This window comes from Pseudomonas sp. C 49-2 (assembly GCF_003970195.1).
Taxonomy (GTDB): domain Bacteria; phylum Pseudomonadota; class Gammaproteobacteria; order Pseudomonadales; family Pseudomonadaceae; genus Aquipseudomonas; species Aquipseudomonas canadensis.
Genome location: NZ_RXYG01000011.1, coordinates 153,098 through 176,927, shown reverse-complemented (window position 1 = coordinate 176,927; position 23,830 = coordinate 153,098). Strand labels below are relative to the sequence as shown.

Sequence of the window (23,830 nt, the reverse complement as noted above, 5' to 3'; positions counted from 1 at the left end):
CGATTCTCCATTAAGGGGCAGGCAGCTTGATCGTGTTCGTTATTGAGGACTGGAACGCCCGGTCATTTCCCGCGCCATTTCGGTTGCATAGCTGTCGGTCATGCCAGCGATGAAGTCGATCATGCGCAGGAACGAAGTGTGCAACGGCCATTCGGGGTTCGGCGCGTTGTTGCCCAGCAGATCGAGAATACGTCGGTTCTTGAACGACGGCGTGCGTCCGCCATGCTGCTCCAGTGCCGCACCGCAGAACGCATTCAAGAGAATTTCCAGGGTGGTGTAGGCGCCAATCTCATGCAAGGTCTTGCGCTTGTCCTGGAAGATCTTCTTGCGCGCCATGTCTTTGGCATCCAGCACACAGCGCTTGGCTGGGCCATGCATGTGTTCAACCAGGTCGCCGGGCAGTGTTCCGGCGAGCAAGGCGTCCTGTTGCTCGACGAAGGCGCTCGCTGCGGCATTGGTCAAATGTTCGATGGCCTTGCCACGCAGGATCGCCAGCTTGCGTCGGCGGGAGTCCTGGGCGCCGAGTTGACGATAGGTCTGGGGTAGGTCATCGCCCACCAGGTTGAGCAGCAGGGACTCGACTTCGGCGTACTCCAGCAACTCCATTTCCAGGCCGTCTTCCAGGTCGATCAGGGCGTAGCAGATGTCATCTGCCGCCTCCATCAGATACACCAGCGGGTGCCGGGCCCAGCGTTGCTCTTCGAGTTGCGGCAGGCCGAGCTTGTGGGCGATCTGCTCGAGGATTGGCAACCCACTACGATCAATTAGGCAACCAAATAAAAACAACTCAAAGCATTGATTTTATTGGGTTTTTTGTAAAACATGCTTTCTGTGCTGGATTTGGTGTGTGACATAGGGATTGACCTACAAGTGGTGCGTTATAGCGGCCCGGTAGGAACGGTATGACTGGTAGGAACGTTCGCACCAGTAGGAACGGTATGACCGATTAGAGGGTGAGAAGCCTCCTACCGGGTAGGAATAGTAAGACCAGTAGGAAGGGTAAGAAAGCTCTTACCGGGTGCGATGGGTAGGAGTGGTGTGACCAGTGCGAACGGTAGGAAGCGGTAAGAGTGGTAGGAACGGTAGGAGCTATCGCACCAGTCATACCAGTAGGAACGGTGAGAACAGTATGACCAGTGCGAAGGGTGCTACTCGGTAAGAAGAGTGGGAAGGGTAGGAACGGTAAGAAAGGTGGGATGTGGTGCGAATGGTGAGAACGGTATGACCAGTAGGAAAAGTATGACCGGGTGCCACCAGTAGGAACGGTATGACCAGTATGACCCGGTGCGAACGGTAGGAATGGTGGGAAAGGTAGGAAGAGTGTGACCCGGTGCGATGAGTAGGAAAGGTAAGAACGGTAGGAATGGTATGACCGAGTAGGAACAGTAAGAAAGAAATTAAAGAAATTTACAAATTATTTTCAATAGTTGTTTTGTTGAGAATAAAGCAAAAAATCGGTAGGAACGGTATGACCGGGTAAGAAAAGTAAGAGCAAGCTATTGAAAGTATTTTATTTAATGTTAAAACATTAGATATACAAACAAACAAACAAGGAGAAATACAAATGAATATAATTAACAAGCTTGCTTTTCTTGGTAAAGCAATCGTAATTCACAATGATAAAGGGGGTGTTGGTAAGTCAACACTGAGCATCAATATTGCATTCGCAATTCATCAAATGGCAGGTTTGAAAGGTCAGCTTGTTGATACTGACCCACAAAAAACATCAGTGGCTTTCATGGATACAAGATTGGTAGCTGGCGATAATTCTATTAAATACGTTTCCAGAGAAACAGCGGTAAAAGCAAATTTCTTTAAGGAGCGTGAGGATTTTGAGTACATTGTTTTTGATACACAAGGTGCGGATTCACCCGCTGGCCGAGAAGTTATGACAATTGCAGACTATTTAATAATTCCAGTAAATGCTTCGGGTTTCGTTGTGAATAAGCTTGAAAAAATGCTTGAAAAGGCTGTCTTGTGTAAGTATGACAATGAAGACCAAAAAACATTCATTGTTTTCAATATGGTAGAGAAAAAGAACAAGGCTTTGATTAGGAAGCACAAGCTTCAAGTTGAGTGTATTTTGAACAAGGTACTTGAAAAATATGGTGCGACAAAAGATGAGGTAGAAATATACATTTGTGAATCTACTATCTCGGCTAAGCCAGCTCTTTATGATGAAATGAACGATGGCAAAACAATATTTGAGATAGCCACAGGTAAGACACTAGAGCTAATAACGGCTGAATACACTGGTTTGCTTTCAGAAATTCAATCAAAAGTTAACAATAAAATTGAGGTGGCAGCATGAGTAATTGGAAGAAAAGAGTTGAAGAGCAAGGCATTAATTCAAGTAATTTCGTAGACCTTGCAATATCTGGCGGAAAGCTTGCACAACAAGCTGAACCAGTAGCTTTGAAAGTCGTTGAGACGGTCATTGCACCAGAGCCAGAACCTGCAATTGAAGTTCACGCTGATGCTGGTAGCCTTGAAGCTCTCATGAAAGAATTGAAAGACATTGAGAGTGGTAAGAAGAAAGCCGGTAAGCACAAGAAAATTTCAATCAGTATTGATGCAGTCACTCACTTGAAGATTGAAATCATGAAGAAGAAATTTGAAGAAGGTTTCTTCATGGAGGTTCCATTCTCCAAAGTGGTAGGTTCAGCTATTGATGAGCATTATGATACGAAATACAGAAAGAACAAAAAACCAAAAGCCCCGTAATGGGGTTTTTTGTTGTCTTGAAAAAATGCTTGTAATTGTCTATATTGTCTTATTGATGAATAGATAAGGTGTGTGTATGAGCAGCATGAGTTGGGATAAATTGCTGAATAACACTCGCCTTGGCGGGCGTCCTCCCAAATCAGAGATAGGCCGTTCACCCTTCCATTCTGACCATGATAAGGTCATCTTCTCCGGGGCTTTTAGACGCCTTGCAAGAAAGACTCAGGTTCACCCATTAGCTACCAATGACCACGTTCATAATCGCCTCACACATAGCTTAGAAGTCGCCTGTGTGGGTAGAACGCTTGGTGTGAGAGTAGGTCAAGAACTACTGAATGAACGTCTCATAGAAGACAAGCATTCAGCCTCAGACATTGGCGATATTGTCCAGACGGCTTGTTTAGCTCATGACATTGGCAACCCTCCCTTTGGTCATACTGGTGAAGAAGCTATCAGGCATTGGTTTTCAACTGATGCTGGTGCAAAGCTCATAGAGAATTTACCGTTCAATGAAGCTACTGACCTTCGTAGATTTGAAGGTAATGCCCAAGGTTTCCGGGTATTAACAACCTCTGAATACCATCCCTATGATGGTGGAATGCGTCTAACCTATGCGTCTCTTGGGGCATTCATCAAATACCCTTGGCTTGCCGGTGATGCAATCCAGAACAAACGGCCTATCCAGAACAAATACGGAATCTACGTTTCTGAGCTGGGTTTGTTTGAAGAAGTAGCAACAGCATCTGGAATGTTAAAGCGGGGTGAAGACTGGTGGTGTCGTCATCCTTTGGCCCATTTGATGGAAGTGTCTGATGACTTCTGTTACGCCATTCTTGACCTTGAAGATGGTGTAGAAATGGGCATTCTTGAATGGGATAAGGTGTTTGAAATTCTGTGTCTGGTGCTGGGTGATGAACAGAAGAATCAGCTAGTCAAAGAAATTCAAGGCATGAAGGTTGGTCGTCGGCTCTCTATGGTTCGTGGCAAGGTCATATCAGCCTTTGTTGATGCCGGGGCTGCAGCTTTCATGAACAACCATGATGCAATCATGTCAGGCAACGTCAACGGAATCTTTGACCTTTGTGATAAGAACGTTCGTGATTGTGTCAATGCAGCCAAAGAGCTTGCCCGAGACGAAATCTTTCAACATCCGCGTAAGGTTGAATTAGAGATAGGGGCATACAGCACCATTTCTACTTTGTTGAACGTGAGCTGTTCAGCGGCCTTGGATTACGTCAAGAAGGGGTCTGCTGATGATTCTAAGACCCGTAGAGTGGTAGACCTGCTGGGACTCGACCTGAACACCATTGATAAGAGCTGTGGTGTCTCAAAGGAGTATGCAGCTATCAGACAGGTTCTTGATTACGTCAGTGGTATGACTGATAACTACGCTATGCACCTTGCACGTCAATTCAATGGATTGGGTATTGAGCGTTAGTGAATCATCTGAAAAAGATAAAGCCCCTTAATCGGGGTTTTTTGTTGTAGGTCGAAAAGTAATTAGCTACGAAACACAAAGCTTTTATCACCAGATGCTTTTGACCTACCTAAAAGCCCACTGATTAGATTAGGTAATACTCAACTGGGTTTTCAGTGAAGACGTGAAGCTTCGTGATAGCCTCATAATTCACTTCTAAGCCGCTTCTTGTTCGCCTGATGAAGTTAATGCTGAACTGAACAATTGGGCTTTCAAATGACCTGTATTCTTCAATGTGTTTAACAATGTCATCGTCAATTGACTTGATGGCGTGGGCTGGTGCGTTCAACTCTCTGAGCTTGTAAGTAACCATCAGTCTAAATTGCTTGATGACTCTCAATTCATTTACTTTGTCTTTGTTCATGATAAGTCAATTATTGTTCTATTCATTCTTGCACAAAGTAACCATTCGTCAATGATGTTTAAATAAAATATGGTATTCGTATTGTATAATCAGAATTAAGTGATATAACTTCTGAAAAGGAGAATTTTAATGAATACAAAATACACTGTAATTAAAGGTTTTATGTTGTCACTGGTTATGCTTCCAATCATGGCTTTTGCAGAAACCAATACAGACATTATCAATCCTGAATGCAGTCAACGTATGGAGAAAGTAGAAGCGGTTCTAGATGAAGCTCATGCTAATAATCAGTTCATGATGGTAAAGCTAAACAAAGCTAACCCATTCAACCAAAATGATGAAACATGCAATGTGAACTTCATCGTTGAGCTTAAAAGTGAGAAGGGTGTAGATGATTTAGTAAATCAATTTCAATCATATATGCACGAAAAGACACAAGCAGAATTCAATAACCCAATCGTCAGCAAGTAACAAGTGAATGATGTTGAGAAAATTTAATAGGGTATTCATATTGTATAATCATTTTGGTGGGGTATTATAGTATTAGAGGTATTAAACAAATGAATAAATTAAAACAAATCGTAGTGTTAAATTTTTTAACTGCTTTATCTTCATTATCATTTGCTGGTCAAGATTTACAAAGGTTTACTCATAAAGAATGTGAATTATCTGGAATTGAGTTTAAAAGGGCACTAGACGCCGCTCATGCTGAAAAAGAGTTTTTGGATGTGGTCATAACAAAAGCACAAGCATCTGAAATTTATAATAACCAATGTGTAGTCAATGCAGTTTACAATGTTAACTCAATTATGGAGGTTAGAGAGGTTCATGCAAAGCTGATGAAGTATATGAAAAATAATTCTGATGTGAGTTTTTCGCAGAATTTATACGCTAACAAAATGTGAATAAATAAGCCTTCAAATGAAGGTTTTTTTATTGATTTATTTTAGTGAATTTGCTTGTGTTTAATTGCAATAGGGTATTTATATGTTACAATATAACTATACCAACAACAAAAGGAAAACATGAAAAAATCAATACTCGCAATAGCATTATCAATCACTGCATTAACTTCTACAGCACAAGCTGGATTCATGTATCAATTACCACTTGAAGTGAAGGGCGGTGGTTCACTTCCCAACGGAACAATTTCATTTGGTAATCCTGTTGTTTCTCCCCCAGTTACAGAACCTTCTATACCTGACCCTGTAGAACCTTCAATACCAGTTATACCTGACTTGTATGGAAAGGTTGACCCTACGTGTAACCCGTTTTTAGAAGGTAATCGAGATACAATAGACCTTAGTAACAGGGAGCAGGATTGGGGTAATGGTTTCTCAGATAACAACTATCCAGATGGCGGCACAAATTCATATATACCATGTAAGTTAAAACCATCAGAAGATTCAAAGGTAATTGCACGATTTATGCATATATTACCTACTGCAGCAGACGAATGTACAAATGACATATTGGTGTCTTCTAACAATTGTAAGGTTTGGGGGAGAGTAGCTGTGTTTAATTATAAAGTTACTAAATTGACTGGTGGAGGATATAATTTGCAATCAAGCATGGTTGATATACAATCTTTGTTCCACGGCGTTGTTAGTAAAGGTTTTGCCATGTCGGATGTTGATAGAATAGAGTTTGATGGAGTTCCTTGTAGTAATTTAACTTACCTAGTAACAGAATTAGGATTTTTTAAATTAACATCTACAACTCCATACTCTGGTTGTACTTTCCCTTTAACACATGACCAACTCATGGAAAAGGCAAATAAAGAATTCTTGATTGAGATATTTAAGAAGTAAATAAAAAGCCCTCAAATGAGGGTTTATTTTTTTGTCTTGAAGGTTGGTTTGCTGGCTAACGTTTGCTTCACTTCCTGTTTGAAAACAAATGACGTTATAGCGTTATGAATGTATTTCATTTCTAGAACTGACATACCTGCGGGTGTGAGCAAGAATTCTAAGTCACCCACACAAAGCTCAATCTCGTCTTCTACCTTCGCTACATAACCTTTACCGTCAATCACTGCCACACAATGAGCGTCAGAAACAATGAACGTCACGTTCAATCCAGAATCGGTTTTAATGGTAGTCACCTTGTTGACTACAGAATCGTTCAAATCAACGCTGAATTTGTTCAAGACATGCTTCAAGTAATCTATCTCTGTGCCAACCGTAGCAAGGGTGAAAACGGTGTTGATAGCTGACAAAGCTCTAACGTTGTTTTTCGTCGTGTTCATGGTTCTGATGCCCCACGCCGCTAGGTTGAATAAAGAACTGTTCACAACCTTTGGAAGCACGGTGATGAGGTTGTGGTCAGTGTATTGATACCCGTGGTAAGCAACCGCTAGGAAGAGGTGGTAAATCAACGGGTTTTGCTTGTAGCTGGTGAGATAGTCATATTTGCTCTGTGGGGCTTTCTGCCACGGCGAGACGTAAGCGAATTTGCTTGTAGACTTCTTGTATCGGTCTTTCCCGGCAAGGCTGCTGTGGCTCTCAAAGACGCTGAGCAATGGCTTAGGAATGAAGGCGGTGCCATTAGGATTAGCAGTGAGGTATTTATCAGTAGCTTCTACGAGCTTTCTAATGTCTTGTTCAAGCATTTCTTCTAATAGAACGATGTGTGATTTTGACTGAGTGTTTGTATTCATTGTTTCCTTATTTTGGTTTATATCTTAATTTTAACATTTGTATAGTATATTGCAATTGTCAGGTTGACAGGCACAAAAAAACCTTCGATAGAAGGCTTGATTGAAATTCAAGATGTTTTAGCAACCGCCAGTGAATTCATAGGTAAGGTGAAAAACGTTTTGATTCAAATTGTTTAGAATTATATTCAATTTATTAGCGTTTTTAACTTTGCATGTCTCATCAAATGATTTTCTAGCAAGGTAAGCATGAGCTATACATTTCTTTTCAGAGCTTGCGTTGAAAAATAATCCCCCAAAAGTGGCATCTGGATAATCTTCAATTTGAGCTTTGGCACTGATTGAGTTGTGTTCAGTTAAACATGACTGTTCTTCAGAGAATTCAGTTTCCCCACTACCACCTTCCACTATAGGGGGAACAACAACGATTGGTGTTGGTGGTAAACCAGTTCCGTCGCCAGCTTTCACAAAACGAATGCTCCCCTCTGGTAAAGCTCCACTTTTTGAATTGATGCTTTGAAGTGGCAAATTATATGTGTATGAAGCTTGGGCTGTGCCAGCCAAAATTGTTAAAATTGCGATTGTTAAATACTTGTTCATATGTCTCCTTTGTTTATTGTTTGTTAAGTTTTAATCTTTAAATTTTATATTGAATTGTCCGTTGTTTTCGGATTGAATTAAATCTTTAAAAAATTGTATGTCTGATTTGGTATAACTTGATGAATTTACAAAACTAAATTCCGAGTAATCACCAGAAAAAGATACTGGGATGATTACGTCTCTTTTTTGATTTAGGAAATACGCGATAGCTTTTGCCTTAATGTTGTCAGTAACAGCCCTAGGTGTAACGGTGCTGCAGTATCCAGTAAAGTTATAGTCTAAAGAAAATCCATATAACTGATTAGCATTAGCTAGACTGTTATAGTAAATGTTGTTCAAAGCTATACCAGCATCATCAACTTCGGTGTCTGAGCATAAAGGCCCGCCACGAACAATATCTAATGGGACAATACAAGTTTCAGTTGGGCTAACGATAAATTCACCGTTTTCGTAAAATGTAGTATCTCTTACAGCCATGAAAGGCTTGCCAGCAATCGCATAAGATGAAGTGATTGGCATTCCTGCTAATTGATGATTTGGCAAGGACGACATAAAGTCATTGTAATACTTGCTGCATTCTTCTTTTGCATCCTCAGTAATGGTTTCATCTGCCAACTGAACGTCATCAGGCGTCACTGGTTCGGTAATACCTACAGATGGTTTACCACCATTAAAAACGATTGAGTTTGTAGGTAGAGAACCACCATTGTCATGTTCTAAAGGGAGAAACACTTTATATTCGGCTTGTGTGGAACTGAAAGCTAATGATGCAATGATAATGGTTAAAATTGATAATTTCATATTAAATGTTTTTGTTATTTATTATAGTATTGCATGTAAATATCCTTTAATCAAATGATGCTACCATACATATTGTAATCTTAGACGCAAAAAAACCTTCTGTTGAAGGTTTTGTTGTTTAATTAATGATTAGAATATGGCAGATTCTTTTACCATCTGCTGAATTGACATTTCACACCTTCTCGTCATTTCAACCGCTCGGGCTTTTTCATAAGGATTAATCAAGAACTTAGCTAATGAATGGAATTCAGTTTCTTCCAACATTATTTTCACTAAGTCGCCATGCTTAGAATAGCTTTTTTTCACAGCTTTGATGGTGTCAGCTCTGTTGAGAAATAAAGCTTCTTGAAGGATGGTTTCAACGCCATCCAAATAATGGTTGAAGTTGTTTTCAATATAGATGTTGATTACTTTCTCTACGGCTGAAAATATATCGTGAGCATATGAAACTGTGAAATCGTTTCTGTTGACTTGTTCGGTAATTCTTTTGGCTGTTAAAGCTCCTGTATCAATGTTGTGTAGGACTAGATACATAATGCACCTTTTGTTGTTTGTTAATATTACTATAATACTTGTTTCTTAAATGTAAATAGTGAAATTGCAATTTATGTAAAATTATTTTATTGAAGATACAAAAAAACCAGCATGTGCTGGTGATTTGTTTTTCTTTAATGTAATTATTCATGCTCAAAAACGAATGGCTTATGATACTTGTAGTAACCAAGACGGTTTCTGTAATTCAATACAGCGTGATACATGCTCGATTCTATGAAGCTATCTGCAATGTCTCTTTCTTTGTCATTAAGGTAAGAGAAGCCAGTAGTGAGCTTGTCGAATATCTGCTTCAAATCATCTTCAAAGCTAGAATATAGCCATTCTGGATGGTTTTTAGCCGTTAAGAATGTATGGTTGATGAAAACCAGCGTTGCAAGGTTTTGCAAGGCGTAAACAACGTTTTCATCACCGCCAGTGGCTTTGAATGTCATGTGGTTAAAGCTGATGTACAATGTGTATCCAGCACCACTAAACATAAAGGTGGGTGCGTTGGTCAATGGTTCTTCAGCGTCCATTTCATCGAATTCAGAGAAGTCGAAATCATTCTTGTAGGTCGTTTTCTTTACTACTTCAGTTGCTGGAAGGGTAATGTCTAATTCTGTGAAATCGAAATCATCAAAATCATCAATTTTATCTTGTGTGGAAGGGGACGTATCAACTATTGCAAAGTCTTTCAGAATCGGTATGTCCTCATTACTTTTTGAATCTGTTTCAAAATCAAAATCACCTGAAAATAAATCATCTAAATTATCATGCAGCTCATTTACTGGTTTCGCATCAGATTCATCAACAGCTATTGATTCACTCGTACTCTTTGTGATGATGTGATTTGGCGAGACTAACAAAAACGGCAACTGCTTGTTTATTACATCCTTGTAGTCAGCAATGAAGCCTTTGCGGTGGTGTGGATTTGGCCCAATCTTATCTTCATAAAATGATTGAAAAAATCCTTGGAATATATTTTTCAATGATTGTCTATAAATCATTGAATTCATGGTTATGGCGTGAGTTTTGAGCATTTCACCAAACATGTTCAAGACTGTATGTCTAGTCTCGGTGTAGCTCTCATTATGCTGATACACGCTAGTAGCGGAATCGAAAGTAAATCTCTTAGATTTGTAGGTTAGTTCTAGCTTTAATCCTTTTTTCATAATTATCCTCTTGATAAACGGTTGATTAGTTCTTGCTCATCTTTTTCACTTTCAACAAATAGCTCAGGTAAGATAAATTCTTCTGGCACTAAGTCGCCTTCCATAAAGCTGAAATAGTCTTTTGCTGATAATCCAGACATTTCTATTGCATCTTCTGTTGTGTAGTATTCTTTATTCATATTGAATTCCTCATAGGTTTAGTGGTTGATTTGTTTTTGTTATCATCGTTAGCTGGTTTCTTGTAAGAGTGCTTAGTAGCCAAAGGTGCTGGTTCTACTTTTTCAGGCTCAGGTTTGCAATATAGGTGATAGATGTTATCGACCTTTAACTGTGCATCTATACGGGTCTTCATTGACTCAAAGCATTGTTGTGATTGACGCATAGCTTCGACTATAAGCAACGGGTTTTTCTTGAATGCAGGTAATGCCCATCCAAGGTTATAGGCGTCTTCGTTAGCGTTGTAGGCTTGCTGCTGCTCGTTATTGTCTAAACCATAGTGTCTGACTATCTGTTGAGCTGCTACGTTAACTAAAAGCTCTTCAAAGCCACGGTGGTAGTCTGCAAGATGATAGTTATTCAATGATTCACGATTGAGCTTAGTAAAATGTCCCTCTGCATGAGCGTCTTCATGTGCCGCTGTCGAAATGGCTTGCAGTGGACTCTTGTAACTTTCGTCTTCTGGAAGATGAATTATATTTTTACCAGCTAAGTAGAAAGCTTGAAAACCACCTCTAATGACAGGAATGTCTATGGACTTGTAGTAAGAGTCTTTGAACAAGATAAGCTCTTCGTGATTCTTGGCTATGAATTGAGGCTTCTTGAATTCTTCCAGCCATTTGATACGCGGGTCAGGCTTGTCTTCATGCTTCCATTCAAGCTGGTCGATGTTAAAGACGGTGACGGTCTTAGCCGCTCTACGCCAGAAGTGCTGTGGTTCGCCATTGGTGTCTAGGACTGGTTGAACAGCACCTGATTCAGACGTGGTTTCGATGGCCTTACCCTTCATGCCGAAACGCTGGATGATAGGGGTTCCCTTGGTGCCTTTTGGCATGGCAAAGCCAGTGTTGATAGCGTCGTTGAAGCTCATGTAGAGCGGGGCTTTAAAGCCTCTTGCTGACGTGTCATCTATCAAGAGAACTTGATTTTCATTGCCATACACATAACCCGTCTTAGGGTTCTTGCCGTTGAGCTGAAACACCGGGTCTTGCCAAGGTGGTATGCCTGAGCGGTCGTTGGTTTCTAAACGCTTAATGAGACGTTCACCAATCTGGATGAAAAGCTTCTCTGTTTCACCAGAAAATTGAATGTCATTCTTCTTGAATTTACCTTCTTTCCATTCGCCCGGTTCAAACACAATGTCACTGTGTTCATGTCTCATTTTCGGGGCTTCAGCTTCTCTGATGTTGAAGCTCAATTGCTTAGCTGCAACGTGAATGTTCTTTTCAATCAATTCTGAATGGAGATTGTCGAACTTTAAGCCTGTATCAGAAAATCCAGTTAAACCATGTCCAGCATCAATACGGAATTGGTTTTGTAATTCTGCGTACCTGATAAGGTTCTTGAACAGATGTTCTTGACCAGCCAGTGATGTTTTGAATTTTTGAAGGGCATAGGCTGGTGTGCATCCTTGCAAGTCATTTGAATCAACGTAGTCAAATTCAAAGCCTGTGGCCTTTTCAATTGATTTTACTTTGTCTGCTGGTAATGAATTTGCATGATTGATATAAGCACCTAAAGCCTTTATCTCATCAGGCTCAGTCTTATCATTGAATCCATATTTTGATTTGATGTAGTCGGAGACTAGACTATGAATTTCGTGTGGAACAAGTGGTATAAGTAATACGTTCTTGCTGAATAGTTCTTTGTTGTCATCAAAGAATGAGACAAATGTTTCAATCTCATCACCTAATCTTACAAGGTCAAGTTCTTCATTCATGATTATCCTTCTGTTGTTATTTCTAATATTATAATATAACTAAAAATGTTTACAAGAAAGGAAGGTTATTTAGATTGGCTGATTGACGAATAACAAAAAAGCCTATAAGGGCTTATCTTGTGTTGTATTTAATCTTGAATCGTTCGTGTTTGTTATCTTCTATCTTTTCAAAGCTTTTGCTCAGATGAGCTTTTAAGTCATTCATGGTGAGTGAAGCACTGGTGTAGTCGGTGTTCATGTTGGGCATGGTGCTTGCCTTTTCCAGACGTTCAAGCCCTTGCTTCAACAACTGGTCTTTACCCAACATTTTCTTGTCATCGAGGAATGCTAGGTAGGCTATGACTTGCTCAGTCGCTGCAGGGCAAAACTCATTGACCGGGCCATATGCATGCTCAAACTTCTCTACGGCGTTTTGAGCCTTGTGGTGGTAGTTGGATAGAAGAGAGTAGAGCGAGTTCCTATCAGCCACCATTGCCACCTTGGCGGCGTGTGGGAGCCTGAACAGGAAGGATCTCACTGCGTCCGGGTCGGTGTAGAGCTGCTTAGGTGAGAAGCCATGAACCTTAACCAAAGGGTCTGTCTCACGGTCGAATCTACGCTTGAAATCGGCCTGCTCGATCACGCTGGTTTCGTTGTTACGGTAGAGTTCGCATAGGTTGACTATCACCTTCTGAACGCTGAACGCCTTCACTGGTGCTGGTATAGGCTCAGGCATAGGGCGTTTTGAATCATGGTGGAATTTATCGCCTTGTTCACTCATCATTCCCAAGAGCGTTAGATTATCGTAGGTTGCTTCAAGGTTCACTCCTAAAAGCTGAACCTGATTCCCTCTACTATCAACAATGGTTTCACCAGTTTTGAAGGTCATGTCACGGCCTGACGCATTGGTGTACCAAATTTCCTTGTCTCTATCAGCAATGATGAAGGTTTCACCAGTCTGAAAAAAGCTGAATGAATCGCTTAAATCATTCGCGGTGATAAAATTTATTGGTTCAAGCAAATTTTCAGCTTGATACTCATCAGAACTATCAGGCTTGAAAAACTCAAATTCACCTTCGTTTAAAAGCTTTAAAGCAATAGTGTTAGCTTTTTCGTTGCTTAGGATATTATTGTAGATTTCAACAGGGCCATCATTGAAGTGATTAGGGCATCTGAACGTTAATGACTCTCCTAACGTGTTGTAACTGAATTGGATGGGTTCATGCTGCCATTTCTCTTGCCATGACATTTCCATGATTGTTGCCGGTGATTCACGGTTCTGGTCGTGATGGTACCTGTCACCTTGCTCACTCATCATCCCCAACATCTGCAGGTTGTCGTAGCTGGCTTCTAGGTCTACGCCAAGCAAGGTGGCTTGCTGGCCGTCCTTGAGGGTTATCTCCTGACCTGTTTGAAACGTCTCAAAACGCCCGGTAGCGTTCGTGTGCCATAGCTCCTTGTCTCTATCGACAATGATGATGTTTTCACCTGTCTGGAAGAAGCTGAAAGCGTCTGATAGGTCATTGAGCTTGATGAAGTCTAATGGGTCAGTCAATTTCTGAAATTTTGCAATCGTATTAAATCTAGCGGGATATTCTAAACAAATCTCTTTATATTTAAGCCTTCCTTGGCTGAATAGTTCTTTAACTTTAGAGTTCACAATATCGTTATCAAGGATTGCTGAGAAAAAAGGAACCGCATTGTGTATGGATTCGTTGTTTTGATAAACGGTAGTCAGTCTATCATTTTTGATTTCAAAGTGAATGTTGTTCTCAATGTTAGATGTGGTTTTTGCTTTTTGATGAATAAATGATTTTGCACTCATGGAAATTTAAGATGTTTGTTACTTAAGTATTATAATACTAATATAGATTAATACAAATCTAACAGGTATAAAAAAGCCCCCGATGAAGGAGGCTTTAAGAACTAAAGGAGGCGTTTAATTAGATGTAGTGTTTTTTAGTCTTCTTGCTAGCAACAGAAGCGTAACCAGCACCCAACATGTTACCAATGCCGCGATACATAGCTTTGTAGAAGCCACAAGCTTCAAGACCTTTCACAAATCCGATGAACAAAAGACCATAGCCCCAATTCTTAGTTAAAGAATAAACCGCTATGCTACCAACGAACATTGAAGCAATCATCATGGATGAACTGAACTCTTCAACATCGGTGATAATACCAACCAATTTACCCGAAAAGCCCATGAAGACCGTAGCAGCAATAACCGCAACACCAACGTTCTTAGGGTCTAACAATTTCCAATCAACTAAACCACTCAATACTAATGCAAATACACCAATCATCATTGCCCAAGAAACAATCCCCAAACCAATAACTTTAATATTCATACGAACCTCCTTTAAGTTCTTACTCTAATTATAACATATGAGTTCCAGAACTCAAGCGGATTACTGTAGTATTTACATATCAGGCACAACTTTATCATTGAGAAAACACATTAACTAATCAACTTCCAGTCGATACAACTTTAAATGAATGAACACTTACAAACTATTTAACTATAACTCCACACTATCCAACCCGATGTTAAGCTGCTACTCGACCTTTATAAGCTTTTGCCACAACTTTAGCTTCGTCTACACCCTGAACTCTCATGTCTTGTCTAGAAACATTGCCGTGCATGAAATGTTCTGCATGTCCATTAACTCTGCTCATCAAAGATGAAGTTATTTTATAGAATATTACAAAAACCAATGCTGACATTAATAAGCATATTACAGTGGCTTTTATTCCTGCTTCCCAACCAAACAAAGCACCAGAGAACTCATTCAAATCACCTACAACGTGTATCATGGTTGCTGTGAACACATGTGGAATCATTGTGAAAGCGAATGTTGCGTTTAAGCAAGCGAACAATAACTTCTCACAAATAATGATAATGGCTGTTCTGTCTAAGTCTCTTCTTTCTGGTTCAGCATCTAAATTTACAAACCAGCGTAGCATGATAGTGACGCTATCAAACATGATGCCTGTTATCATTCCCGCAAGGATAGCAAAGAAGACAAAGTAGTCAGACAATGGCAGTAGATACATGAAGAACTGTCCTGCTGCCGTCATGGCGTTGGCTGCCGTTGATACGACTGATGCCGCTCCATCGTTCAACTGACTGAACAACATCATTGTGTAAAACTCAGTATAGTTGCCGGTTTTCTCGTAGAATGAATCGGCAAACCCATCATCATTTGCTGCTAATGCTATTACACCACCACCAGCATCAGTTAAGACAGGTATGGCCCACGCAATCAATTTCTTTGATTGTGCGGCTTTCGCAAACATCCCAACAACCTTCTTCATCATCGTATATTCAACATTATCAGCTAGGCTTGTGCCTCCTTTACCAGCTCCCTTGAACTTGACTGGAGACTTGTTGATAGCTGTGGCTACTTTCAGTTGTGTGCCCACTATGCTCATCTTCAAGCCATAGGCATACATTTCATTATAGATGTTGCCGCAATCAAAACCATCATGCATAACGTTAGGGTGCTGCATACAGACCACAAATTTCTTTGACCCAGCGAAACCATCACGGCCTGAGAATCGACCGATTACGCTATTAAATGAGAATCCATTCATGCCATTGACTTTAAGGTCATGCCCGACTGTGAAAGCTCTCTCTATTTCTTTGAGTTGTAATTCACCTTGCACAACTGAAACCGGGAAGGTGGCTAATACTGTACCGCCAGCTTGGTAGAATTCTCTCTCATCAAGGATGTTGAAGTCAGCGTTGAATGTGTTGATGATTTTTTGTGCTGATGTGTTATCTACAATCTTCCTTCTTTTGTCAGAGACTGGAAGAGTTAGAAATTGTCTAAATTCATCATCCTTCATTACAAAGTAGCTGTTTAGGGCTGTGCTGCAAGCATAAGGAGAAGTGATGCTACCGCAATTATCTTGAATACATTGCTTGTAAAATTTCTCAGTATCTTCACTGAGCATCATTCTTTTCTGTTCATAGCCTGCTGAACAAATGAAAGCATTTCTATGTAGAAGTTGAGCTTGTTGTGTGTCTATGGAATCCATAGTCATGTTCTTGGCTTTGGTTAAATCATAAACAAATTCCCTGCTGATGCAATTCAATGCATAAGCTTTGTATTTTTCTAATTCCAATGTTGAGAAAAATCTTGTATCGACACCTGCTAGGGAATCTACGTTGCAGCTCGCGGAATTTTGATTGAATTTCGTGGTAATCGTTTGAGGCACAAGCCCTTTGCTGTAATTGGTAGCAATCTTGTCAGCATCTGTCACAAATTTAGATAGAGCTTCAGCAAGAGCTTTATCTTGCATGGAGGTGTAGTCAAACAAGCCATATTCCTTTGCTATGGTGATGCCTTTGTTGTCGAGTAGATAGGCTCCTACGAGCTTGCAGCGGCCATAAGAAGCTGATATTGACCTACCACCAGCGGTTTTAAGGATTTTAATAGAAGGGTCTTGGTCTTTCTCGCTGAATGAATTTGATTTAACGCAAATCTGGTAATCAAGAACATTAGCCAATCTTTCATTTTTGAATGAGAAGTCAGGGAATTTGACTGATATTTCTTTTGTCATTGCATTGGCTGCTTCCATTCTTAGATAACGAGTTGCCCAGTTCTCACTGATGGCAAAGCATGTCCAGATGATTAAACCTCCAATACCAACTGATATAGTGTATTCAAATAAGGAATGCATTTTCTTGACGGCAAAGTTTTGTGTTCTCACTTTGCTTGATGCCGCTAAGGCAAGATTCTTCTGAAACATTATTAAAAAAATTAGATACGCAACACCGCTCGTTACGAATATACCAACGACTACTCTAAGGTTGTCATGACCTTCACCAACGATTGATGGGATAGGGTTTGTGTTGTCCATGCCATTAACCCCTTCTTTTCCTGAACAGTTGTAGTCAGGAGCAAGGGAGTCACCTAAGAAGAGATATTTCCTATTCGTATGGTTGATGATTATTTGAGCGGCTTTACATCCTACCGCAGCTTCAATGATGTTGTTTTTGAGGTTTGTGTCAATCTTGTCTTGTGAAGTCGTGACGGCTTCATTATTGACTTCAGATTGAAGAGTTTTTTCGTAACAACCTGAGAGGAACAGGGCAAGAACGGCGACAATTATATATTTCATGTATTAATTGGATATTTATTAACTCATTATAATATATAAATGGACTATGGCAAATGATTAGCATATTTAAAAAGTTAAAGTTAAATATTTTGTCAGCAACTAACTGGTCAAAAAGCAACCAGTCATTTTAGCTTGGTACTACCGTTCGTCGGATTATTCAGGTTTGATAAATGTTAGTTATGTTTTTTGCCCTTCTACAAGCCCCGTAACTAAAGGCTTAAACAATAAATCTGTTTTTTGGCTACCACGCAACCATGCTGGAAGTCAATATATTTCTGTAGACAAATTAAATTTCAAACTATATATTTGGCTCGTCTTAACCAATCAGGGTTTTAAGAATGAAAAGATAAGGAACACTACATGACTAATAAGCTACCAGAAATGTCTACAGAACAAGAAGAGACACTGAATAACAGTGATATGAAAAATCATGAAGCTGTTAAAGAGAACGCACAAAACCAATTTAAAATGATTTTGAAAACTATTGACCAGCAGTCTAATGGTAAAGAGTATTTGAAAAACTTATACCTCAGTGCAGAAGTAATCAAGTTGGTTATCAAGGGATTAGAAGTGCAGGATGTTATAGATGTAAAAAGTAAATTTAGTAACGGATATCTGCGTGTAACATTAAACGAAAATGAATATATATTGAGAGAGCTGGTTGTTGGGGCATTGCTTGTAATCGTCAATGTAGCGGTGAAACTTGATATTGATCTTTCAGATTCTGCTGATATTGCATTAACTCTCTTAACTTCACTCCATGAATATTTAGAAATAACCTCTTCAAAAAGCGGGGTGATTGAAGGTATGAAAGTTGCCGTTAATCAATATTTAGAAGCTGTGATTGAAGTCTAAAAGCTTCTGCTAAATGAGCTTTATCATACATTTTATTAACTACAAAGGTAACGCATATATATAAATAATCGTAAGGAGATTATCATATGAAAACTATTAATGAGGCATTAGATACAGCAGAACAAGCACTAGAAAAATCTCTCCAAGAAACAGTAACCATCAAAACGTTGAGACATATCTTCAATCACTCAATTCTGAGTGTTGTCAATGACATGTATGAAAGTCAGGATGATACAGTCCTAGGTATTAGTTCGGCTGGTTATCGTTATCTTACAGTAACCATGGGAATAAACGTTGAAGGTGTAATAGTAGACGGTGAATCGCTTGAAGATGAAGACGATGATTTGGCTGTTGTTGATAGAATGAGCAACGTTGATTTCTTTAATAATTACAAGTCAGATGCTGAATATGACTATTCCGTTGAACATCATGTAGCCCGTCTAGCTCTTGAAATTCCTGAACTACCGTTGAGTAGTTTGAGGTTTGGTAATTTTTATGATCACTGCGTTTTATACTTTTTTAAGAAAGCATTGGAAGAAAATATAACATCATGGAATTTGTTTGATGATGCAAAGGTTTTAGAGTTGCAAGAATTCATTAAGGTTTATAATGTTGGATCTAATTGTGAACCGGTTCCTGCTGATGCAAATGTTGTTTATGAAGCAAAAAGTTTTCAGGATCTTTTTGTCTACATTTGTGAAGAGTTTCCAAGTGATAGACCTGATCATGAAATGTTGTATTTCATGGAAGCTCTAATGTGTTGGATGTGTCCTTGTATGTCATTCCATTATAGATCAAGTGAGCTATTGGATATTTACATTCATGACGACTCTGAACGTTTTAGAACTCTATCAGAATACCTAGTTGATGTTTTTTTTAGTGATGCATTTGCAGATATTGTGATTAATGCATCAGAAAGAACTGATTGTAAACTTATTTCATTGCTTGAGCGTACTCTTGGGTATGGAGATTGATAGGTAGAATTGTATTGGGTAATTAAATTGTGTAAATAAAAAAAAGAATAGGAGGAAGTATGAAAGTAAACAATCAAAAGCTTCTGGTGAAATTCAAAAGCGATTTGTTCATGATCGGGGCTAAGCTTGATGGTAGTGAACAAAGGAATAAAGAAGCGTCTTACAAAATGTTTGTGGATTATGCTTTCAGCTCAATGCTCCAAGCTTTGAGCCATATGCAAATCTTTGGTTCAGAGCTTTACATGAGAAAGCAAGTTAGAAAATCTATGAGGAATATCAATGATAGTCCTGAGCTGGGTCAATCAGTTAAGAGCTATTGTGAGCTTGTTAGAGCATGTGACCCATTTACTGATGTGTTCTCGATGCTGCATGAAGAGCTTCTATTGACTGGTAGGAGGGGGGAAGGCTTAGGCCAGTTCTACACACCTTCCGACATAGCTGATGTACTGGCTGAACTCATGCCTTTGCTGACTGCCGGTAAGAGAATTGAAGACTTTTGCTGTGGTGCCGGGAGCCTGCCGCTAGCTGCCCTAAAACGATGTGCTACGACCACACCAGAAGCCCTTTCAACCGTTACATTGATCCTGAATGACATAGATGAGCTGGCTTGCAAAGTGGCGTTCCTGCAGGTGGTAGCGAACATGCTGGTTCACCGGGTTCAGATTGGTGAGGTTCTTATGTACAACTGCAACGTCATCACGGAATGGAATGAGACTTATACGTTGATGGTGGGTTACAAAGCCCCGGATATTCAGCCTGATAGCTCGTTCAGGGCGGGTCAGTTCAAAGCTTTTAAAGAAGTAATGGATCTGTGTAAAGACAGCTCAGAACGCTCTACAAAGGCTGTTACAAGCTGATCAAAAAAGACCTGCAAGGGTCTTGTACTCTTCTTCAATTCGATCAACTCTAGCAACAGAAGGATTTACACAAGACACAAAATCAAAGGAGATAACTATGTCTGATTTTTACGCACAATTTAAACACAAGCTTGTAGAAGCTAAATCACCCGATTTCCAAATGATTATGACCAATGATGAATTTCTTTCATCGTGTTCCACTGCTGCAACGGCAATGGTTCGTGACACTGGTTTCAAAATGGTAGGTTTTGCTGATCTTGAAGCAAAGAAGTATTTCATCATCAGTAAGCTTGGAAGAACTGGTGACTTGATTGAGATTCCAATCTCTACTGTAATTCTGGATATGTGGGATAAATCTTATCCTGCAGACATTCAAAAGCAACGCATGAAGAAAGCCCTTAAACGAGAAGATTTTAGAAAGTTCTCGTTAGAAATGGCTAAATTCGCTGATGCGTGTATGGCCGATCTTGGAATGACTGCCTTGTGACAGTCAGGGTTTATATTACTTATTCGTTCATTCCTTTGGTTTTTCCCAATTGAATGAATAGAAGTGGTAAGCAGAAGGTAATGACGATGAAACACATGTCTAATGTTTCTCTTAACACGCCTGCCATAAACACGTTTCCTTCTAATCTTTCAATGTATTTGTCAAGCAACTTGATGGTTGCTTTCAAGCTACCAACAATCGTTATGTAAAGCATTGGGCCTAACATCAGGGTTGAAAATATAGCTTCTTTAATTCCTTGGTCGGCAAGCTCCAACATTAGGAAGGTTACGCCTAATAATGCAAATCCTAAGATTGGGTAGAAGAACGCTTGAATCATGACTAATACGAGTTTTGCGGTGATGTTGAATAAAAATTCATTAATCATTTTCTTGCCGTTTGCAACAAAGTTGTCATTGTCGTTCGGCCATAACAACCATAGGAACCTAAATGGTGCCAAAATAAGGTTGAAAATCATCATAAGAATTATCATCAATGATGCGACAACAAAGAATAATGGTGGAACGGCTAGAACGTATTTGATGAAACCACCGGCATACATTTCTATATAGCCTAGTGTTGTGAACATCGAGAATATAGCAGTAACAGCAGTCAAAGCCTTCTGATAGCCGCTCTTGGATTTGCCCTTTTTATTTTCTAGGTTAACTGATTTATCTTCCCCTTTCGTGAACTTCGATGATAATTGTGAAGCGGTGAGCGAGAAGAAAGCAACGTAAGCCCCCGAATCAATTAGCTTATCCCCGATATTGTGTAATGCTGGAACAACGTTCGCTGGTTTAACGCAATAGAAAAATCCGTCCTTACAATCATCGGCAATCCCCAAATCTCTTTTCAAGGTCGCAGTAGGTTTAAGAATTATTTCTGTTATGTTTTTAAATAAGCTATCGGAATCACCTAAATTACCTCTAATCAACGTTTCAAGGTAAGTATTTTTGTCAGTCTTGTAGAAGTCTACCTTCACTTCAACACTGTTATACATGTCGCTCATTATCTGATCGAAATTATCGGTTGTTAAGGTGTCAAGCTTGCTGTTGTTTTTAAGTACAAAGTTCGTGTCAACGTATGAACCTTCACCGTTACCTGTCATCGTATAGCTATTTGCTGCAATATTGATGATTTGTCTGTTGGCTTCGGATTGTCTTAGGCAAAGTGGATAGTAAAGAGCAAAGTCCGTGGTTTGACCTTTTCGGGCTAGGACACAATAGTTACCGTTACTGCTGTCTACGGTCACGTTTGCTAGGGCTGTGGCATGGGCCGTGATAATTTCATAGGTTGAATCAACAAGCTCTTTGAATGCAGCGTTCCTTTCTGCTGTCACCACATCAAGGGTTCTTTCTCCGTAAACCATGAATGCACCATTCTTACCACCAACACACTCAATGGCATTTTCAAATCTTGCTTTCTGTTCTACACCTGTCAAGAACTTCATGTAATTCTTAATGTCTTTCAAATAGTTTTCATCAAGCCCCATTCTGTTGATGGTGCATTGCACCTCTTCGTTAAGACGTGCTGTTTTCTTGATAAGACTATCTGTCTTAATTTCTTGAATTAACGCTTCTTTTACTAACTCATTACCTTGGCTAGTCACTGCATTATTTATATCAGCGTTAGATTTTGTTACTCCTACCTTTGCCATGATTGCCGTCTTGAAGCCATTTAGGGAAGACTCAAAATGAGCTGGGTTATGGGTGAGGTATTGAGCTTTGAGTTCAATTGCAGCGTTTTTAACACTGTTGTTGAGTGGCATGACCGTTTGAATTTCTATCTGGCCCGGTACCGCAATTGCATCACTCTCAATCAAGCTGCCTTCTGGAAGACGTTTGATTGTGATTGAGCTGTCAGTAAAGTAGAACTGGTATGGTTCTTGGAATTCTACATTTCTCTTTTCAACAGGTAGGTTCAAGTTTTCATACTTGTAATGAAATTTAGCTGTTCGGTTGTCAAGGAGTGCGGCGTTAACCATCGCAAAGGCTATGCCACGGGCGTTTGCATAGGATGGGTCATACTTCCTTGCAGATTCGGATTCTACGGCTCCTATGTCCCCTTGCTGCTGCCATGCGATAAGTGATGATATGCCACCAGCTTCAAGCACGTCTGACCACATCAACACCGTTGTGAAGACCCGTTCAGCGACTGTTGAGTTCGCGTCTTCTCCTAAATCACCCCAAACCCACGGCAAAAGCATGAATATTCCCACGGGAGGCATGCATAGCCCCAATAACCCGTAACGGTTTACACCCTCTTCATTTCGGTCATGTTCTTGTGTGGCCTTTGAAATAACCACAATTCTAAAATATGTCCAAATGAGTATCCCTATACCAAATAGATAAATTATTGAGTTATAGGCAAATCTCCCGGCTGATGTTGTAAGGTTCGCTTCTTCTTGAAGTAGTTTACTGGCTGGGTCGTTGTCTATGGCATCTTGAACAGCATAATAAGCTTCATCACCCTTGGGTATGGCTTGTTTACCGGCACCTTTCATATTGGTGGTTGTCATCAACGCTGACTTGTTTTCCTTACAAAGCTCAAAGTTAAATCCAGTTACTTTGTTCGGATTACTTTCACTTACCCCACATTTGCCCGGTATTCTGTCGCCTTCGTTTGAACATCCTCCAATAAGCAGAAAGCTTAAAAGAAGTGCTGATAATTTAATCTTATTCATGAGTATAACTATGTTTGTATACTATCATGTTAGCATAATATAAATGTCATTCAATCTTGAAAAAGGATATTTATATGTAATACTTGAATATTATATAGAATAACTAACAAATGGACGTGTGTATGACTGAGAGTGTGAAGAAAGAAACGACAACAAAGAACAAAACTCTTAGGAACAAGAATTTTGCTTTTGCCTTAGAAGAAGATGATTTGACAAGATTTGATGTGAGAGTGATGGAGAAATACCCAGCATACCCTGAATTCTTTCCATTGATTTTGATTGGTGATTTCATCAAGAAGCACAATATCACTGATGTGCTTTACAGACATTTCTTTTATTTGTGCAATCTAGTGAATGATTATGGTGTTAAGACAGTTAAAGGTTTCAAGGTCAGGAAGGGGAGGAAGCGTGTTAAGAAGGGTAGGTTTGCTCATGTTCGTTTTTACAGTGAGCAATATTTACAAGAAGTCTATGAAGTCATTAAAAAAGCTAATCTGGTTGAAGAGCAAGAGCATGACACAAAGGAAGCCTGTTGATATTAAACGTATCCGCAAATATTTTGTCAGGACGACAGACACAAAAAAGCCCCGGTTAAGGGGCTTTC

23 protein-coding genes and 1 pseudogene are annotated in these 23,830 nt (G+C 39.7%); 11 read left to right on the top strand and 13 right to left on the bottom strand.

Annotated elements, in window-relative coordinates; translation table 11 throughout:
- Window positions 1-39: 39 nt before the first annotated feature.
- A pseudogene (locus tag EJ576_RS22015) lies at window positions 40-756 on the bottom strand (deoxyguanosinetriphosphate triphosphohydrolase); the annotation flags it as partial.
- Between the two features lie 808 nt (window positions 757-1,564).
- Here EJ576_RS22015 and EJ576_RS22010 point away from each other — a divergent pair.
- The 3 genes from EJ576_RS22010 (at window position 1,565) to EJ576_RS22000 (ending at window position 4,162) form a co-directional block, all read left to right on the top strand.
- Window positions 1,565-2,311, top strand: a complete 747-nt coding sequence (locus tag EJ576_RS22010) for a ParA family protein (protein WP_126571106.1) — start codon at window positions 1,565-1,567, stop codon at window positions 2,309-2,311.
- The gene (locus EJ576_RS22005) at window positions 2,308-2,724 is read left to right on the top strand and encodes a hypothetical protein (protein ID WP_126571105.1); all 417 of its coding nucleotides are present in this window, start codon (window positions 2,308-2,310) and stop codon (window positions 2,722-2,724) included. Before EJ576_RS22010 ends, EJ576_RS22005 begins: the two co-directional genes overlap by 4 nt.
- A 76-nt stretch (window positions 2,725-2,800) precedes the next feature.
- Entirely contained in the window at window positions 2,801-4,162 is a 1,362-nt protein-coding gene (locus EJ576_RS22000) for a deoxyguanosinetriphosphate triphosphohydrolase (RefSeq protein ID WP_256656632.1), read from the top strand.
- 124 nt (window positions 4,163-4,286) lie between these two features.
- Here the strand turns inward: EJ576_RS22000 and EJ576_RS21995 are convergent, their stop codons facing one another.
- A complete protein-coding gene (locus tag EJ576_RS21995; protein ID WP_126571104.1) occupies window positions 4,287-4,565 on the bottom strand; it encodes a hypothetical protein in 279 nt (92 codons plus the stop codon).
- A 129-nt stretch (window positions 4,566-4,694) separates the two neighbouring features.
- On the opposite strand from EJ576_RS21995, the gene EJ576_RS21990 reads away from it, so the two are divergent.
- The 3 genes from EJ576_RS21990 to EJ576_RS21980 all read left to right on the top strand — a co-directional run bounded on the left by EJ576_RS21990 (window position 4,695) and on the right by EJ576_RS21980 (window position 6,376).
- Window positions 4,695-5,036 carry a hypothetical protein gene (locus tag EJ576_RS21990; protein WP_126571103.1) on the top strand — a complete coding sequence of 114 codons (342 nt, stop codon included), beginning with the start codon at window positions 4,695-4,697 and terminating at the stop codon, window positions 5,034-5,036.
- An 89-nt stretch (window positions 5,037-5,125) separates the two neighbouring features.
- Window positions 5,126-5,470: a hypothetical protein gene (locus EJ576_RS21985; protein ID WP_126571102.1), complete on the top strand. Its 345-nt coding sequence runs from the start codon at window positions 5,126-5,128 to the stop codon at window positions 5,468-5,470.
- Between the two features lie 120 nt (window positions 5,471-5,590).
- Window positions 5,591-6,376 carry a hypothetical protein gene (locus tag EJ576_RS21980; protein ID WP_126571101.1) on the top strand — a complete coding sequence of 262 codons (786 nt, stop codon included), beginning with the start codon at window positions 5,591-5,593 and terminating at the stop codon, window positions 6,374-6,376.
- Between the two features lie 23 nt (window positions 6,377-6,399).
- On the opposite strand, the gene EJ576_RS21975 is transcribed toward EJ576_RS21980, so the two are convergent.
- From EJ576_RS21975 to EJ576_RS21935, 10 genes are all read right to left on the bottom strand, one after another.
- Window positions 6,400-7,224 (bottom strand): hypothetical protein, encoded by an 825-nt coding sequence (locus EJ576_RS21975; protein WP_126571100.1) that lies wholly within the window; start codon window positions 7,222-7,224, stop codon window positions 6,400-6,402.
- Window positions 7,225-7,341: 117 nt separating this feature from the next.
- Complete coding sequence (locus EJ576_RS21970) at window positions 7,342-7,821, bottom strand: hypothetical protein (protein WP_126571099.1); 480 nt, start codon at window positions 7,819-7,821, stop codon at window positions 7,342-7,344.
- A 30-nt stretch (window positions 7,822-7,851) separates the two neighbouring features.
- Window positions 7,852-8,622 (bottom strand): hypothetical protein, encoded by a 771-nt coding sequence (locus tag EJ576_RS21965; RefSeq protein ID WP_126571098.1) that lies wholly within the window; start codon window positions 8,620-8,622, stop codon window positions 7,852-7,854.
- A 129-nt stretch (window positions 8,623-8,751) separates the two neighbouring features.
- Complete coding sequence (locus EJ576_RS21960; RefSeq protein WP_126571097.1) at window positions 8,752-9,156, bottom strand: hypothetical protein; 405 nt, start codon at window positions 9,154-9,156, stop codon at window positions 8,752-8,754.
- 143 nt (window positions 9,157-9,299) lie between these two features.
- Window positions 9,300-10,328: a hypothetical protein gene (locus EJ576_RS21955; RefSeq protein ID WP_126571096.1), complete on the bottom strand. Its 1,029-nt coding sequence runs from the start codon at window positions 10,326-10,328 to the stop codon at window positions 9,300-9,302.
- Window positions 10,329-10,330: 2 nt separating this feature from the next.
- A complete protein-coding gene (locus EJ576_RS29710; RefSeq protein WP_158628956.1) occupies window positions 10,331-10,507 on the bottom strand; it encodes a hypothetical protein in 177 nt (58 codons plus the stop codon).
- The gene (locus EJ576_RS21950; protein ID WP_126571095.1) at window positions 10,504-12,264 is read right to left on the bottom strand and encodes a zincin-like metallopeptidase domain-containing protein; all 1,761 of its coding nucleotides are present in this window, start codon (window positions 12,262-12,264) and stop codon (window positions 10,504-10,506) included. The genes EJ576_RS29710 and EJ576_RS21950 overlap by 4 nt, the downstream gene beginning before the upstream one ends.
- 112 nt (window positions 12,265-12,376) lie before the next feature.
- A complete protein-coding gene (locus EJ576_RS21945) occupies window positions 12,377-14,068 on the bottom strand; it encodes a hypothetical protein (protein ID WP_126571094.1) in 1,692 nt (563 codons plus the stop codon).
- A 118-nt stretch (window positions 14,069-14,186) separates the two neighbouring features.
- Window positions 14,187-14,594, bottom strand: a complete 408-nt coding sequence (locus tag EJ576_RS21940) for a hypothetical protein (RefSeq protein ID WP_126571093.1) — start codon at window positions 14,592-14,594, stop codon at window positions 14,187-14,189.
- A gap of 199 nt (window positions 14,595-14,793) precedes the next feature.
- A complete protein-coding gene (locus tag EJ576_RS21935; protein WP_126571092.1) occupies window positions 14,794-17,373 on the bottom strand; it encodes a hypothetical protein in 2,580 nt (859 codons plus the stop codon).
- 360 nt (window positions 17,374-17,733) lie between these two features.
- Here EJ576_RS21935 and EJ576_RS21930 point away from each other — a divergent pair, with 360 nt between their 5' ends.
- From EJ576_RS21930 to EJ576_RS21915, 4 genes are all read left to right on the top strand, one after another.
- A complete protein-coding gene (locus EJ576_RS21930; RefSeq protein WP_126571091.1) occupies window positions 17,734-18,228 on the top strand; it encodes a hypothetical protein in 495 nt (164 codons plus the stop codon).
- Window positions 18,229-18,314: 86 nt separating this feature from the next.
- Entirely contained in the window at window positions 18,315-19,202 is an 888-nt protein-coding gene (locus EJ576_RS21925) for a hypothetical protein (RefSeq protein WP_126571090.1), read from the top strand.
- A 59-nt stretch (window positions 19,203-19,261) separates the two neighbouring features.
- Window positions 19,262-20,059, top strand: coding sequence for an N-6 DNA methylase (locus EJ576_RS21920; RefSeq protein WP_126571089.1), 798 nt, complete (start codon window positions 19,262-19,264; stop codon window positions 20,057-20,059).
- Window positions 20,060-20,156: 97 nt separating this feature from the next.
- Window positions 20,157-20,546 (top strand): hypothetical protein, encoded by a 390-nt coding sequence (locus tag EJ576_RS21915; RefSeq protein ID WP_126571088.1) that lies wholly within the window; start codon window positions 20,157-20,159, stop codon window positions 20,544-20,546.
- A gap of 19 nt (window positions 20,547-20,565) precedes the next feature.
- Here the strand turns inward: EJ576_RS21915 and EJ576_RS21910 are convergent, their stop codons facing one another.
- Entirely contained in the window at window positions 20,566-23,226 is a 2,661-nt protein-coding gene (locus EJ576_RS21910; protein ID WP_126571087.1) for a hypothetical protein, read from the bottom strand.
- Window positions 23,227-23,348: 122 nt separating this feature from the next.
- Here EJ576_RS21910 and EJ576_RS21905 point away from each other — a divergent pair, with 122 nt between their 5' ends.
- Window positions 23,349-23,762, top strand: coding sequence for a hypothetical protein (locus tag EJ576_RS21905; protein WP_126571086.1), 414 nt, complete (start codon window positions 23,349-23,351; stop codon window positions 23,760-23,762).
- Window positions 23,763-23,830: the final 68 nt, after the last annotated feature.